Source organism: Rhodococcus zopfii NBRC 100606 = JCM 9919 (genome assembly GCF_001895025.1).
Classification (GTDB): domain Bacteria; phylum Actinomycetota; class Actinomycetes; order Mycobacteriales; family Mycobacteriaceae; genus Rhodococcus; species Rhodococcus zopfii.
Genome location: NZ_BCXI01000037.1, coordinates 60,279 through 75,544, shown reverse-complemented (window position 1 = coordinate 75,544; position 15,266 = coordinate 60,279). Strand labels below are relative to the sequence as shown.

The window sequence follows — 15,266 nt, the reverse complement described above, 5'->3', positions numbered from 1 at the left end:
TCCGGCAGGATGAGCGCATGATGTCGCTTTTCGCCGTGCCTCTCGGTGCCGCCCGCATCGTCCTGGACCGCACCGTGGAGGTCGCCGAGTTCGCGGTGTCCGTCCCCGGCCGCGTCGTCAATCTGCTCGAGACGACCGAGGCGCTGGTGGGACGCATCGACGGCGTCGTCACCGACGCCCGCGACATCGTGGCACGGATCGACGATGTGGTCACCGACGCCCGCTCGACGGTAGGTCGGGTCGGCGAGGTCGTCGACCGCAGCTCCGCCGTCGTCGTGGAGGTGACCGCCGTCGCGCACAGTGCGCAGGATGTGGTGGCCTCCGCCGGTCGCACGTCCGACTCGGCCAGCGAGCTGCTCGACACCTACGCACCGATGGCCCGGCAGGCGGCTCCGCTCGCCAAGCAGTTCATCGACGAGCTCAGCGCCGAGGAAGTGCACGCGGCGGTCGTGCTGCTCGATCAGCTGCCCGAGCTCGCGGACCGGATGACGGCGCTGATGCCGATCCTCGGCACCCTCGAGACCGTCGCCCCGGAGATTCACGAACTGCTCGGGGTCGCGAAGGATGTGCGGCAGGCGATCGTCGGCGTGCCGGGATTCGCCTTTCTGCGCCGTCGCGGCGAGGACAAGGAAAACGGCGACGACGCCTGACCGTGCTCGGTCAGGCGTCGCACCAGTTCGCCGTCCGCACGGCCGGTCGGGACCTATGCCCGGTAGCCGTCGGTCCCCGCTCGGCTGAGCACGAGCCGCGACAGCACCGCGCGCGACGACAGCTTCAGCAGCGCGTCGACGATCTCGACGACGTCGTTGACCTCGAGCATCTCGTTCGCCGGGATCTTCTCCTTGATCCAGTCGGACATGTCGGTGTCGACGTAGGCCGGCGCGATCGCCGACGCGCTGATCCCGTTGCCCGATTCCTCGGCGTTGAGGGTCTCGACGAGGGAGATCAGCGCGGCCTTCGTCGCACCGTAGACGGACAGTCCCGGCTCCGAGAACACGCCGGTGATCGACGACAACGCAATCACTTTCGCACCACGATCCGGTTCGGCCGCGGCGGCGGCGCGCAGCAGCGGCAGCGACGCCTGCAACAGCGCGAACGGGGCCGCGAGATTCACCGCGAGAGTCTTGTCGAATCGTCGCATCGGGAACTCCGCGATGTTGCCGGCGGTTCCCACACCGGCGTTGAGCACGAGAGCCCGCATGGTTCCGAAGGTTTCCTCGTGGGCGCCGACGGCCTGCACGGCGGCGGACGGGTCGGCGAGGTCGACGGCGACGGTCCGCACCTCGGGTGCGCCCGCCTCGAGCAGCTGCGTGGCGACCTTCTCGAGCCGCTCCGGGTCGCGGGCGCTGATGGTCAGCCCGTAGCCCTGCTCCGCGAGGCGGGTGGAGACCCCGAGTCCGATACCGCGGGAAGCGCCGGTGACCAGCGCGCTGCGGGTCACGTTGCTCTCGGTGCTCACGACGTCCGTCCTTTCAGGGCCGCCAGGCCCGCTGCCACGAATGCCGGAACGGATTCGCCGGCCTTGTCGAATCCGTCACCGACGGTCGCGCCGACACGCCAGCGGTGGTTGATGCCCTCGGCGATCACGGCGAGCTTGAAATTCGCCAGCGCGAGGTAGAAGTCCCAGTGCGCGATGTCGCGTCCGGTCGCGACCGCGTACATCTGGGCGAGGTCGTCGGTGGACGGCAGTCGGGGGCTTGTCCATGCGGCCGGCATGCCGAGCACCAGGTCGAGCGCGGGATTGCGGTACACGCACATCAGCGCCAGGTCGGTGAACGGGTCGCCGAGCGTCGCCATCTCCCAGTCGACCACGGCCACAACCTTTCCCACGTCGTCGCGGGAGAGGATGGTGTTGTCGATGCGGTAGTCGCCGTGGACGATCGACGGCGCGGGCGATTCGGGGATCGAGTCGGCCAGCGCCGCGTGCAGCCGGTCCAGGTCGGGCAGGTCGCGGGTCTTGACCAGCCCCCACTGTCCGGCCCACAGCTTCACCTGCCGCGTCACGTAGCCGTCGGGCCGACCGAACTCACCGAGTCCGACTGCGCGATAGTCGACATTGTGCAGCTCGGCGATTACGCGTACGAGTTCAGCTGTGCACGAGACGATTTCGGCGTCGGTGAGGGCGTCGAGATCGTCCTTGCTGCGGATCACCTGTCCGTCGACGCGTTCGACGACGCTGAACGGCGCACCCATCACCGCGTCGTCCTCGCACAGCGCGACGGTGCGCGCGACCGGAACGGCGGAGTTCTGCAGCGCGTGCGCGACCCGGTATTCGCGGGCGACGTCGTGCGCCGACGGCGTGAGTCCGGCGGTCGGGGGGCGACGCAGCACCCAGTCGGAGGAACCGTCCGAGATTCCGTAGGTGAGGTTGGATTTGCCGCCCGAGATCAGTTCGGCGCGCAACTCCCCGTCGACGGCGACACCGGAGGATTGGAGGAATCTTTGCAGGGCAGGAAGATCCAGACCCTCGTGCCGCACAGCCGTCACGACTGCGCGGCCTTCGCAGCGGCGGCCTTGCGGGCGGCGCCGACGGTGCGCTTGGCGATGGCCCAGCGATGCACCTCGGACGGCCCGTCGTACACGCGGAACGGGCGGACCTCGCGCGAGAGACGCGCGAGCGGCAGGTCCTCGGACACGCCCAGACCGCCGCACATCTGCACCGAACGGTCCACGATGCGGAAGATGGCTTCGGCCGCGAAGGTCTTGGCGATGGAGGTCTCGTTCGCCGCGTACGATCCGCCGTCGAGCGCCCAGCAGGCCTGCACCAGGAGGGCCCGGGTGGCGGCGATGTCGATCTCGTTGTCGGCGATCATCTTCTGGATCATGCCGAGGTCGCCGAGCCGGGAGCCGAAGCCTTCGCGTTCGGCGACGTATCCGACGGCGATGTCGTGGCCGCGGCGGGCGGCGCCGAGCCAGCGCATCACGTGCGTCATGCGGGCGGGTCCGAGGCGGACCTGCGCGTAGGCGAAGCCCTGGTCGACCTCACCGAGCACCGCCGAATCCGGAACGAACAGGTCCTCGAAGAACACCTCGCAGTGGCCGCCGATCATCGACTTGTCGAGGGTGTTGATGTGCCGGCCGACCTTCAGGCCGGGGGTGTCGGCGGGGGCGAGGAACATGGTCGCACCGCCGCGCTGTCCGGGCTCGCCGGAGGTGCGGGCCATGATGATGAAGAACCCGGCGCCGTCGGCTCCGGTGATGAAGTGCTTGTGGCCGTTGATCTTCCATCCGCCGGAGACCTTCTCGGCGCGGGTGCGCAGCGCGTTGGGATCGGCGCCCGCGCCGGGGGCGGGTTCGGTCATGGCGAATCCGGACCGGGTGTCACCGGCCGCGAGCGGCGCCAGGAACTGCTGCTTCTGCTCGTCGGTGGCGATGTGGGCGAGCATGTGCATGTTGCCCTCGTCGGGCGCGGCGATGTTCAGTGCGGTCGGCCCGAACAGGGAGTATCCCGCCGCTTCGAACACGGGGGCACGGTCGACCATGCGCAGTCCGTGGCCGCCGTATTCGACCGACACGTGCGGGGCGAAGACGCCGGCGTCCTTGGCGGCCTTCTGCAGCTCGACGCGGGCCGCGTCGCCGCCGGCCGCGGCGATGTCACCGCCGTGGGCGTCCTCGACGGGCAGGACCACCTCACGGATGAATTCCTCGGTCTTCGCGACCAGCTCGACCACCCGGTCCGGATACGACAAATCGACTGCCATCGCCACTCCTTCCGTCACCGACCGATCGATCGCTCGGTCACGTCCACGGTGGCACATCCGCACCGCCCGGGTCAACCCCGAGCGAGTGCTCAGCGAGCGCCGACGGAACTCCGCGCGATGGTCAGGTACCGGTCGACGATCTCGTCCGGCGTCAGCGGACCGTCCGCCCGATACCAGCCGGCCACCGCCACGCACATCGTCGTCACGGCCCGGCTCGCGTCCTTCGGATAGGGGGTCGCGAACTCCCCGGTCTCGACGCCGTCTCGGACGATCTCGTCGACCATGCGCTGCTGAATGTCCCGCAACGCGATGAACGCCTCCCGGCTCTCCGGCTCCATGCTGCGCATCTCCGTGGACGCGACGAACGCCTCGTTGCGCCGGAACATGTGGAAGCGCAGCAGCGACTCGACGACCGCGTCGAACCGCTCCGACGGTGTCGGCCCCGCCTCGGCGAGCGCTCGGCGGCTGCGGTCGAGCAGATCGTTCAGCACGGTCGTGGTCAACGACATCAGCAGCGCCTGCTTCGACGGATAGTGGTGGTACAGACCGGGAACCGAGAGTCCGGCGCGCGCGGCGACCTCGCGGATCGAGGTGCCGTCGTAGCCACGTTCGGCGAACGCGTCGAGCGCGGCGGCCAAGGGCTTCGGCAGCACCGCCGGTTCGTACGTGCGCCACGAGCCGGGGCTGCCGGCGTCGGAATCCTCTCGGGTGTCCATGGAGAACACCGTAGGCGACGCCGGCAGCCCCGTTCGACCGTCGGTGCGGGAATCAGTAATCGTTGTCGCCGTACAGGACGACCCCGCGCAGATTCTTCCCGTCGTGCATGTCCGCGTAGCCCTGGTTGATGTCCTCGAGCTTGTAGGTGGTGGTGACCAGGCCGTCGAGTTCGAGTTGCCCGCTGCGGTACAGATCGAGGAGCTTCGGGATCTGCGACCGCGGCCCCACACCGCCGAAGATGGCGCCCTGCAGACGCTTCTGCAGCAGAGTGAGCTCGAACAGGCTCAACGTGACCTGGGTGTCGGTCGCCGCTCCCATGCCGGTCACCACGACCTGGCCGCCCTTGGCGGTCAACCCGAGCGCAGGCGCGATCATGTCGCCGTGAATCTCACCGACGGTGATGATCGTGACCTCTGCCATTGCGCCCCAAGTAATCTCGCCGATGATCGGCGCGGCTTCCTCGATCGACGCGAACGTGTGGGTCGCGCCGAATTCGACGGCCTTGTCACGCTTGAACTGCACGGGGTCGATCGCCACCACGTGCCGCGCACCCGCGTGGGCAGCACCCTGCACCGAGTTGATCCCGACACCGCCGACACCGATCACGACGACGGTGTCACCGACCTTCGTGCCGCCGATCGCGGTGGCCGATCCCCACCCGGTGGCGACACCGCATCCGAGCAGCGCCGCCTTCTCGAGCGGAATGTCCTTCTCGATCTTGATGACGGATGCTTCGTTGACGGTGACGTACGGGGCGAACGTGCCGAGCAGGCACATCTGGATCACCGGTTCGCCGCGCAGGCTCACCCGGTACGAGCCGTCGGAGATCGCCTGCCCGGTGAGCAGGCCCGCACCCATGTCGCAGATGTTCTGCAGACCCTTCGCGCAGGAGCGACAGCGACCGCACGCGGGAATGAACGCGAGGACGACATGGTCGCCTTCCTCGAGGTTCGTCACACCGGGCCCGACCTTGGTGACGACCCCGGCGCCCTCGTGCCCGCCGAGGACCGGAAAGAACGGCAGTGGCGTCGCGCCACTGCGGAGGTGTTCGTCGGAATGGCACAGTCCGGAAGCCGCCAAGCGGACCTGCACCTCTCCGGCCACCGGGTCACCCAGGTCGATCTCGTCGATCTCCCAAGCCTGACCCATCCCTTTCAACACTGCGGCCTTGATCTTCACGAACCCTCCATCCGATAATTATGTGATACACGTCACCGCTGAGTGAAACAGGCACCGGGAGGTTCGGCAACGAATTCGGCGAAGAGTTCCCCGCGAACCGACTACCCGATACAGTGGGTCACAGTAATTTGCATCATGGAGGGTTCCGCATGATCCACGTCCGACACAGCGCAGTTGCGCCGATTCCCCTCGATGTGGCGTTCGCCTACGTGGACGACCACCGCACGGTCCCCGAGTGGATGTTCGGGGTCAACCGGTTCGAACCGGTCGGGGCGCAGGTCAGCGGGCTCGGCGCGGTCTTCGACGCCGCCATGCAGATCGGGCCGAAGAGTCTCGGCTCCCGCCTCGAGATCGTCGAGTGGGAACGCGACCGCGTCATCGTGCTGAGCTCGGTCTCGGGTTTCCGCACGTCGTCCAGCTGGAACTTCATCGACCTCGGCAACGGTCATTCCCGGCTCGATGTCGACTTCGGTTACGAACTTCCCGGTGGTCTCGCCGGACGCGCGCTGGGAATGCTCATCGAACCGGTTGTCGGCACCGCAGTTCGCCAGACCGAACAGGCCCTGCGCACGCGCCTGGGACAGTTGGTCTGATCAGAAGTTCCCGCGCGCGGCCTGCTCCCGCTCGATCGCCTCGAACAGCGCCTTGAAGTTGCCCTTCCCGAAACCGAGCGACCCGTGCCGTTCGATCAGCTCGAAGAACACGGTCGGCCGGTCGCCGATCGGCTTGGTGAAGATCTGCAGCAGGTAGCCGTCCTCGTCGCGGTCGACGAGGATCCCCCGTTTCTGCAGTTCGGCGATCGGTACCCGCACCTGCCCGATCCGGGCCCGCAGTTCCGGATCCTCGTAATAGGCAGGCGGGGTCGCGAGGAATTCGACCCCTTCGTCGCGCATCCGGTCGACGGCGGTGAGGATGTCACTCGTGGCCAACGCCAGGTGCTGCACACCGGGACCGCGGTGGAATTCGAGGAACTCGTCGATCTGCGAACGCTTCTTGCCCACGGCCGGCTCGTTGAGCGGGAACTTGACCCGATGATTGCCGCTGCACACCACCTTGCTCATGAGCGCGGAGTACTCGGTGGCGATATCGTCGCCGACGAACTCGGCCATGTTCACGAAACCCATGACCCGGTTGTAGAAGCCGACCCATTCGTCCATCCGGCCCAGTTCGACGTTGCCCACCACGTGATCGAGAGCCTGGAACAGGTTGTGCGGCACATTGTCCCGTCTGCGGTAGGCGGACGTCTTCACCACGTAGCCGGGCAGATACGGGCCGGTGTAGCGCGAGCGGTCGACGAGCGTGTGCCGCGTCTGCCCGTACGTCGCGATGGCTGCGAGCCGCACCGTGCCGTGCTCGTCGGTGACGTCGTGCGGCTCGTCGAGTATCGTTGCGCCGCACCGGCGCGCGTGATCGATGCACTTCTCGACGTCGGGTACCTGCAGCGCGATGTCGACGACCCCGTCACCGTGCAACCGGTGACGTTCGGCGACCGGGCTGTCCGGATCGACCGCACCCTCGACGACGAATCGTACTGCGCCACTGGTGAGTACATACGAGTGCCGGTCACGGTTGCCGGTCGTCGGACCGGAATACGCGACAAGGTTCATGCCGTACGCGGACTGCAGGTAGTGCGCGGTCTGCGTGGCGTTCCCGACCGCCCACACGACGGCGTCCCATCCACCGACGGGGAACGGGTCCCGCCCGGGATCGTGTTCGACGAGGCCGATCAGTTGCCTCAGCGTCTCGGTGTCGAGTCGCGCGAGCTTCTCGCTGTCGGTCAGCGTGTACTCGAGGGTCACGGCGGATTCCTCCTGCAACAACGCCCGGGTGCCGCCGGGGCGGCCTGTATCCCCAGGAGAACGCGCACGCCGGAACTGTGCAATCTCACCCCGTCGAAGTGGTCGAACTGCCTGGAACCGGCAGCGAACGCCGACTTCAGCTATACAATCGGTACAGTTTCGCCCGCGATCGGGAGGACATAGCCGTGCGCGCAGTCGTGCAATTGGACGAGCTCGACTTCGCGCTGCTCGAGGCCCTCCACGACGACCCGAAAACCGGTGCGCTGGAGCTGTCCCGGCAACTGAGGGTCGCACGCGCCACGGTCTCCGCACGCCTGCACCGGCTCGAGGAGTCCGGCGTCGTCGCCGGCTACGAACCACGAATCGATCTGGCGGCAGCCGGATTCGAAGTGCAAGCGTTCGTGACGATGGAGATCGCGCAGGGCGCCCTCGAAACGGTCACCGGGGAACTCGAAGCGATCCCCGGTGTCCTCGAGGCGTTCGTGACCACCGGGGCCGGCGACATCCTGTGCCGCATCGCGGCCATGTCCCATCGGGGACTGCAGCACACCCTCATCGAGCTGAACCGCTCGTCGGTGATCACCCGGTCGACGAGCGTGATCGTGCTGTCGGAACTCGTGCCGTACCGATCCATGCCGCTGCTGCGCACCCTCGAACCCGGCAGATCGACGAAGGCGCCCGCCTATCGCCGGCAGCGATGAGTTCCGTACGGTCGGGCGGTCTTCTCGCGGACTTGCTGCATCATAGAGACTTCCGGCCGGGGCTCAGACTCGTTTGCGATCGGCACCGGGGGGCGGGGTGAGGATCGTGTGCCCGTACCACCGGCATATTTCGAGGGCAGAAACCAGCACATAGGGTTCGGTGCCGTCGACGACGTACCCGAATTCGTCGGTGATCTGCTGGATGCGGTAGCGGACGGTGTTGCGATGCAGACTCAACTTCTCGGCGGTTGCGGCCGGACTGCGGTGGCAGGACAGATAGACCCGCAGCGTCTCGCGCAGCTCGGCGGTACGGACGGTGTCGACGGCCAGCGGACCGAGGGTGTCAGCGACGAAGACCGTCAGGTCACCGATGTCCTCGGTCAGCAGGGCGATCGGAGCGACCTCGTGGAAGGTGACGATTTTCGGCGGTGCCGGATCGGCAGAAGCAGCCAGTGCCCGTAGTCGGGCGGCCTGACGGTAGGTGCGTCGAAAACCTTCCACACCCTGCCCCGGCAACCCCACCACGACCTGCATGGGCAACGGGGAGGATGTCACCACCGAGGACAACCGTGAGAGGAACTGCGGTGCTTCGCCGTCGACGGTGATCCAGGTGCATACCGAGGATTCCCCTGTCGGCATCGAGATCTTCGGAGCCCGGGGCCAGGTCGACGCCAGCAGTTGGCGTGTTTCGTCGAACCTGGAGATCTGGCCCGGACGGGCGGACGGTAGCGCCACATCGACAGCGAGGTGCGTGCCGTCCAGCTCGTAACCCAGGGCACGCTGCGTGGCCGCGACGTCCTCTGCGGTGCCGTCGAGCAGACTCCGGATGAGGTGCTGAGTCAGTCCGCTGCGCGTGGAGACCAGGCGTTCGCGTTCGGTCTCGTAGACGCGTGCAGCCTCCTCGCAGATGTAGTCGATGAACGCAGCGACCTTGCCGACCATGACCTGCAGGGTGGCCAGGTGGTCGACGCCTTCCATGCCACTGGCCGTCTCCAGGCACAGCGTGGTGAACTCGGCCTGCCCTATCCGATAGGCACGAAGCAGTGACGCCAGCGAAACACCTTTTCGAGCCAGCTCTTTCGCGTATGCCAAGGCCCCGGGCGGTGGAGTTCCGGTCGACGGATCCGTTCCCGCTTGCAGGGCGTTGATCAGGACGACGGTGTTCTCGGCGATGCTGGCATAGAGCAGCGTCCGTTCCGTGTCGTCCTTCGCCAGTTCCGGCATACCCTTCACGGTCGCCGCGAACAGGTCTGCGATGAACTGTTCGCGGCGGGGCAGTACGCGGGAGGCGATACGTTCGGCGGCGGCGTCGCTGCCGCCCGGCCAGACGAAAATCGAACTCACCCCGCTCTCTCCGTTCGGCGCAGCGCCGACAGTGCGGCGTTGTGCCCACACATCCCGTGCACTCCCGCGCCGGGCCGTGTCGAGGCCGAGCAGATGTACACGCCGGGGATGCCGGTGTAGTACGGGTCCGTCGATACCCGCGGCCGCATCAGCAGCTGCAGCGGGGTGTTCGCTCCGCCAATGATATCGCCGCCGACCAGGTTGGGGTTGTGGTCCGCCAGCGCACGCGGCGTGCGAGCGTGCGCTCCGATGATGCGTTCGCGCGTGCCGGGAGCGAACCGTTCGAGCTGAGCGATGATGTGTTCGGTGGCATCGCCGGTATAGCCGTGGGGTACGTGCGCATAGGTGTAGACCGGGTGCACATCGCCCACCGATCGCTGCGGATCGGCCAAATACTGCTGCGCGACGAGGACGAACGGTCGTTCCGGCATCCGGCCACGGGTGATGTCGTGTTCGGCCGCGGCAACCTCGGCGGCCGAGCCGCACACATGCACGGTGCCCGCCCGGCTCGAATACTCGTCCCGCCACGGGAGGCCGCCTTCGACCGCGAAGTCGACCTTGAAAGCCGCCGGTGCACGCCGGAACCGTCGATAGGCCTTGCGCACCCGGGTCGGAAGCGCGTCGCCGGCCAGATCCGCGACGGCGCCGGGCTCGAGGTCGAGCATCACCACGTCGGCCGGGGGCAGCTCGGTCAGCGACCGGACCCGATGTCCGGTCTCGATGCGGCCGCCGAGCTCGGTGAACACCGAGGCCAGCGCATCGGTCAGGCGCGCCGAGCCGCCCTTGACGACCGGCCACCCGTAGCGGTGTGAGATGGCGGCGAACATGAGACCGAAGGCCGAGGTGGTGGGACGGTTCAACGGGTGCCAGCCGTGGGCGGCGTTACCGGCGAACAGTGCAGCGGCTTCATCCGTGCGCCAGATCCGTCCCAGCGCGGTGGCGGGCAGCAGCGCTGCCGGCCCGAACCTGGCCAACGGAACAAGGTGCCGCGGCACATGGACCATGGGCCGGAGCACTTCCTGCGCCAACTCGTCGAAACTGTCGGCCAGAGGACCGAACAGGGCACGCCAGCGGCCGCCGTCCCGGCCCAGGAGCCGAACCGTCTCGTCCAGCGAAGCCACCATCGCGCCGGCGCGCCCACCGTCGAGCGGGTGCGCCAAATCGATGTCCGACCAAGCCCATTCGAGCCCGTGCGCGGCGAGGTCCAGGCTGCGGAAGAACGGGGACGCCAAGCCGATGGGATGCACGGCAGCACCGTCGTCGTGCAGGAGCCCGGGCAGGATCCGTTCGCTCGACCGGGTACCGCCGCCGATCGTGTCGGAGGCCTCGAGCACCGTCACGTCCATGCCGCGCTGCGCGAGGGTGACGGCGGCGGCGAGCCCGTTCGGGCCCGCCCCCACCACGATCGCCGAACTCATACTTCGGTTGTCTTCCGCTGTCCGCCCGCATGTCTATTCGGAGCAGACGATCCCTGGCGGGAAGAAGCCGGAGAGGCGGTCGGGTGCACCGGAATCGGCCCGTTTTCGAGCCAGGGCTGCGGGGTGATGATGTCATCCAACTCGACGTAACCTCGTTCGATCTCCCCGAGGGCGAGGTCGACCACACGGTACTGCTGGCGACGAATGTGGATGGGCTGCGACTCGACGTAGACCACGATCACCTCTCCCGGGGCGAATCCGCACCGCTCCTGGACAGCTTGCATGAACTGCTCGTTGTGGACGTGGCCTTCTCCGAACTGCCACCCGAGGAGATTACCGGCAACGAATTCTCCTTCGCGGATGTCGTAGTTTTCGTACGAATCGACGTGCCGACCGATCAAGGAACTCAAGGCGCGGCCTTGGCTGTGCATCGAGCGCCATGCCACTGCCTTCTGCAGCAGCATCTCCGCGGTGTCGCGGCCGTACAGCGCGGTGAGCTGGTCGATCTGGTTCGGGCCCGCCTTGACGATGTTCGTGTTCAACCGGTCCTCGGTGCCCTTGCGGAACGCCCACTGCGTGGTGGCCCAGTTACCGGCGTAGTACCGCATCGCCGGGAGGAACGAGATCTTGCCCGGAAACAGGTTGCCGAGGATCGGGAAGAGGAACATCCCGCCGATGAGCACAGCGAGCAGCAGCGGGGAGATCGCCGTGACTCCGAATTCGGGCGGCATATGCAGACCGAACAGCCAGACCGTGCTGAAGCAGTAGAAGATGTTCCACTCGAGCGGCACTGCGAGAGGGAAGGTGGAGGTGATGAACAGGTGGAAGATCACCACACCGGCGACAGTGAGCAAGGTCAGCGTGCGGTTGGGCGACAGCAGCAGAATCACCGGTGCTGCGAACTCGATGACGGTGCCCTGGTGCGCGACGAACGCGGCGAGCTTGGACGGGCGCAGATCGTTCGGGTAATCGCGGTAGAGCTTGCGCTTGAGTCGCGGTGAACGGAACCACGGAGCGTTCGACAGCATCGCCGAGACCACGAAGGAGAAGTGCCGGCCCAGCTTCGAGAACGCGGCCCAGATCCACACCGTGCACATGATGATCTTGAGTGCGACGATCATCTCCACGAAGGGGAGCACCGCGAAGAAGATCGCCGCGACCCAGTACTGCTCGCTGCGGGCGATCAGGAACACGATCTTGTCGCGCAACCCCATCACGACCATCATCCCGATCAGCGGGAACAGCAGGCTCGGGTCGAGCAGTCCGACGCTGTCGGCGGGTTGTCCGTCCTTCGGCACGCCGTCCGAGAACAGCAGCACCACCAGATTCGCCACGATGCCCAGGTACAGCACCACGTCGAACCACGTCCGGGTGGAACCGCTCGTGAACGGGACTTTGCCCGGCCACGGCGGCATTCTCAGGGTCTTCGGCCGCGCGAAGTGCAGGACGCCGCCGATCGGGGGGCTGAATCGGAAGGCGAGCGGTCCGGAGCTCGCACCCAAGCCGAGCATTTCGAACAGCATCGTCCACAACAGCATCTTCTGGTAGAAGATCGGCTCGGTCCAGTACGAGGCGACGTCCCAGAACCCACCGAAACCGCTGGTGAAGCTGGCGAAGACCACACCCAGGAACAGGTACAGCGCGATCTTGGCGACGTAGAAGAGGTGAATCATCCACGGGGTACCGAAGCCGTACTCGGCCCAGTGCCGCGAGAGGATCTTGACCCTTTCCAGATGCGGTCTGTCCCCGAATGTCGCCGGGTCCACATCGGGCAGATCCGATTGTGTAAAGCTCATGGTGAGTCCTTGATTCGAGTAGGAGCCAGCGCCCCACCATCTTCGACGATGGCCGGCTGGGCAATGATTCGAAGAAGAGCTGCCGTCAGGAAGCCGAAGCGGATGTGGCGCTGCGGTGTTCGGCGCGCAGTGCCGGCTTGTGCAGCTTGCCGACGGAGTTCTTCGGCAGGTCGTCGCGGATGATGATGTCCACTGGGAGTTTGAACTTGGACAAAGACTTTCGGCACACATCGAACAGGTCGTCGCTGGTGAGCGTCGAGCCCGGCCGGAGACTGACGTAGGCCACCGGCACCTCGCCGTAGATCGGATCCGGTTTTCCGATGACGGCCGCCTCGAGAACGTCCTCGTGATGGTAGAGGGCCGTCTCGATCTCCTTGGGGTAGAGGTTTTCTCCGCCCCGGATGATCATGTCCTTGATGCGATCGACCAACACCAGGTATCCGTCGTCATCGAGATACCCGACGTCGCCGGTGTGCAGACGCCCGTCGACGATCGTCTTCGCTGTTTCCTCGGTTTTGCCGAGATAGCCGGCCATCACGTTCGGTCCGCTGATCACCACTTCCCCGGTTTCCCCGGGGGGCACCGCCGAGCCGTCGGGCGCGGCGATCTCGACTCGCTGTCCGGGCAGAGGCAGGCCGACGGTACCCGGTTTGCGGGGACCGCGCAGCGGGTTGATCGCCGAGGCGCAGGTCCCCTCCGAGAGCCCATACCCCTCGACGAGGGGGAACCCGTAGCGGCGTTCGATGCGCTCGATCAACTCGGCCGGCATCGGGGCCGCACCACCGATCGCGAAGCGGACCGAGGACATATCCGGCGCGATGCCCGCATCGAGCGCATCGAGCATCGCGTAGATCGTGGGAACCGCGGAAAAGTAGGTGGGCCTGTATCTTTCGACCATGTCGAAGAAGGTGTCGACCGAGAACTTCGCTGCGATGGTGGTGTGCGCCCCGACCAGCAGCGGGGTGAGGGTGCTGAGCACTATCGCGTTGGCGTGGAACAGCGGCAGCACCAGTAGACAGTGATCGTCGGGAACGATCTCGAATGCCTCGACCACACTGTCACACATCGCCAGCAGGTTGCCGTGGGTGAGCATGACACCCTTCGGGGCGCCGGTGGTCCCGCTGGTGTAGATCAACAGCGCCAGCTCTTGCCCGTCGGGGTTGTGCACCGAGTCCGGCGCACCGACATCGACGGTGGTGGCAAGGTCTGCAACGTCGAGATAGGCACCATCGAAGGACGGCAGCGGGCGGGCATCGCCGACCAACACGACCGCACCGGAATCACGCAGCTGGTGCTCGGTTTCGAAGTCGGTCAGGTTCGGATTGACCGGGGTCACCGCCGCGCCGAGACGCCACCCGGCGAACAGAACGACGATCAGCTCGACGCGGTTGCGCAGTTGCACCGCCACCACCGAGCCGGGAACCACACCGAGCTGGTGCAATTGGGTCGCGGTCGCGCGGACTCGCTGCGCGAAATCCCCATTCGACAGAGTCGTGTGCTCGTCGGCGATGCAGGCATCGTACCGATTGCATGTAGCGCGATAGTCCGGCAGGCCAGGCAAATTCATGGAGGGTTCCTCGAGACAGGTGTGCAATGACTTGTCTAGAGGCTATGAGCCTTATGTGACCTGGACCATATGCGGCAAGGTCAGACTTTCCTTCCTTTTTGTGCACAAAGCACAAGCGGGATTCCGCGAACCCGGCGCCGCACCGACGGTCGCGTAACCGCGTGAGGGATCTCGTCCATCTCCGTCGTGTCCTCGAACAGCGCTCGCGTCGCCTCTCTCGATGATCGGCCTCTATCGATGATCGGTCGAGTCGTCGAGGACGCTGCGGCGGCCATACCCTTCCGAGGGTTCGATAGGCGAAAATGGGGAAGCCACACCGCAAGTCCCCGGGCAGCCCGAACCTACGACAACGGGATTCAAGTCGCCCACCAAGGACGTCAAGGAGAAAGCGGATGAAACTGACCGTGACCGCGTTCGTCTCGATCGACGGCGTGGCGCAGGGCCCCGGCGGACCCGATGAGGATCGCAGCGGAGGCTTCGAACGAGGCGGCTGGGTGGTGCCGCTCTTCGACGACGACACCGGCGCCTTCATCGACGAAGTGTTCGGCCGGGTCGACGCGTTCCTGCTCGGCCGCCGCACATACGACATCTTCGCCGCCTCGTGGCCGAACGCGACCGACCCGGACGAACTCGTCGCACACCGTCTCAACACGCTGCCCAAGTACGTCGCCTCCACCACGCTCGAAGACCCCGAATGGGGGCCGGTCACCGTGCTGGACGGCGACATCGCTTCCGCCGTAGCCGAGCTGAAGAGCCGTCCCGGACGCGAACTACAGGTGCACGGCAGTCTCGGCCTCGTGCGCACACTCCACGAATACGATCTCGTGGACGAATACAACCTGTTGACGTTCCCGGTCGTCGTCGGGCAGGGCCGGCGGCTGTTCGCCGAGCGCGGTCTCGATACCGGCATGTCTCTCGTCGAGACACGCAGCACCAGCAACGGCGTGATCATCGCCGTGTACCGGCGGACCGGGCGTGCCGAATTCGGCACGATGGAAGTGGAGTGAAATCGATCCGGTCGGGAACTCGGTAGTCCACAGCACA

The 15,266-nt window shown here is 66.5% G+C and carries 14 protein-coding genes; 4 read left to right on the top strand and 10 right to left on the bottom strand.

Annotated elements, in window-relative coordinates:
* Positions 1-17 precede the first annotated feature (17 nt).
* Complete coding sequence (locus tag RZ1_RS21590) at positions 18-650, top strand: ribulose-1,5-bisphosphate carboxylase/oxygenase large subunit (protein ID WP_072814561.1); 633 nt, start codon at positions 18-20, stop codon at positions 648-650.
* A 53-nt stretch (positions 651-703) separates the two neighbouring features.
* Here the strand turns inward: RZ1_RS21590 and RZ1_RS21585 are convergent, their stop codons facing one another.
* From RZ1_RS21585 to RZ1_RS21565, 5 genes are all read right to left on the bottom strand, one after another.
* Entirely contained in the window at positions 704-1,441 is a 738-nt protein-coding gene (locus tag RZ1_RS21585) for an SDR family NAD(P)-dependent oxidoreductase (RefSeq protein ID WP_072814589.1), read from the bottom strand.
* Positions 1,442-1,455: 14 nt separating this feature from the next.
* A complete protein-coding gene (locus tag RZ1_RS21580) occupies positions 1,456-2,487 on the bottom strand; it encodes a phosphotransferase family protein (RefSeq protein WP_072814560.1) in 1,032 nt (343 codons plus the stop codon).
* Positions 2,484-3,701: an acyl-CoA dehydrogenase family protein gene (locus RZ1_RS21575; RefSeq protein ID WP_072814559.1), complete on the bottom strand. Its 1,218-nt coding sequence runs from the start codon at positions 3,699-3,701 to the stop codon at positions 2,484-2,486. The genes RZ1_RS21580 and RZ1_RS21575 overlap by 4 nt, the downstream gene beginning before the upstream one ends.
* A gap of 89 nt (positions 3,702-3,790) precedes the next feature.
* The gene (locus RZ1_RS21570) at positions 3,791-4,417 is read right to left on the bottom strand and encodes a TetR/AcrR family transcriptional regulator (protein WP_072814558.1); all 627 of its coding nucleotides are present in this window, start codon (positions 4,415-4,417) and stop codon (positions 3,791-3,793) included.
* Positions 4,418-4,469: 52 nt separating this feature from the next.
* On the bottom strand, positions 4,470-5,597 hold the full coding sequence (locus RZ1_RS21565) for an NDMA-dependent alcohol dehydrogenase (RefSeq protein ID WP_072814557.1): 1,128 nt from the start codon (positions 5,595-5,597) through the stop codon (positions 4,470-4,472).
* Between the two features lie 149 nt (positions 5,598-5,746).
* Here RZ1_RS21565 and RZ1_RS21560 point away from each other — a divergent pair, with 149 nt between their 5' ends.
* A complete protein-coding gene (locus tag RZ1_RS21560; protein ID WP_072814556.1) occupies positions 5,747-6,190 on the top strand; it encodes an SRPBCC family protein in 444 nt (147 codons plus the stop codon).
* Here RZ1_RS21560 and hppD read toward each other — a convergent pair whose 3' ends face one another.
* The gene (gene hppD, locus RZ1_RS21555) at positions 6,191-7,396 is read right to left on the bottom strand and encodes a 4-hydroxyphenylpyruvate dioxygenase (protein WP_072814555.1); all 1,206 of its coding nucleotides are present in this window, start codon (positions 7,394-7,396) and stop codon (positions 6,191-6,193) included.
* A 185-nt stretch (positions 7,397-7,581) separates the two neighbouring features.
* On the opposite strand from hppD, the gene RZ1_RS21550 reads away from it, so the two are divergent.
* Complete coding sequence (locus RZ1_RS21550; protein WP_072814588.1) at positions 7,582-8,097, top strand: Lrp/AsnC family transcriptional regulator; 516 nt, start codon at positions 7,582-7,584, stop codon at positions 8,095-8,097.
* Positions 8,098-8,160: 63 nt separating this feature from the next.
* Here the strand turns inward: RZ1_RS21550 and RZ1_RS21545 are convergent, their stop codons facing one another.
* From RZ1_RS21545 to RZ1_RS21530, 4 genes are all read right to left on the bottom strand, one after another.
* Positions 8,161-9,441 carry a PucR family transcriptional regulator gene (locus tag RZ1_RS21545; RefSeq protein WP_072814554.1) on the bottom strand — a complete coding sequence of 427 codons (1,281 nt, stop codon included), beginning with the start codon at positions 9,439-9,441 and terminating at the stop codon, positions 8,161-8,163.
* Positions 9,438-10,859, bottom strand: a complete 1,422-nt coding sequence (locus RZ1_RS21540; protein WP_072814553.1) for a phytoene desaturase family protein — start codon at positions 10,857-10,859, stop codon at positions 9,438-9,440. Before RZ1_RS21540 ends, RZ1_RS21545 begins: the two co-directional genes overlap by 4 nt.
* Positions 10,856-12,655 (bottom strand): DUF3556 domain-containing protein, encoded by a 1,800-nt coding sequence (locus RZ1_RS21535; protein WP_072814552.1) that lies wholly within the window; start codon positions 12,653-12,655, stop codon positions 10,856-10,858. The genes RZ1_RS21540 and RZ1_RS21535 overlap by 4 nt, the downstream gene beginning before the upstream one ends.
* 85 nt (positions 12,656-12,740) lie before the next feature.
* Positions 12,741-14,222, bottom strand: coding sequence for a class I adenylate-forming enzyme family protein (locus RZ1_RS21530; RefSeq protein WP_072814551.1), 1,482 nt, complete (start codon positions 14,220-14,222; stop codon positions 12,741-12,743).
* Positions 14,223-14,614: 392 nt separating this feature from the next.
* On the opposite strand from RZ1_RS21530, the gene RZ1_RS21525 reads away from it, so the two are divergent.
* Positions 14,615-15,229: a dihydrofolate reductase family protein gene (locus tag RZ1_RS21525; RefSeq protein ID WP_072814550.1), complete on the top strand. Its 615-nt coding sequence runs from the start codon at positions 14,615-14,617 to the stop codon at positions 15,227-15,229.
* Positions 15,230-15,266: the final 37 nt, after the last annotated feature.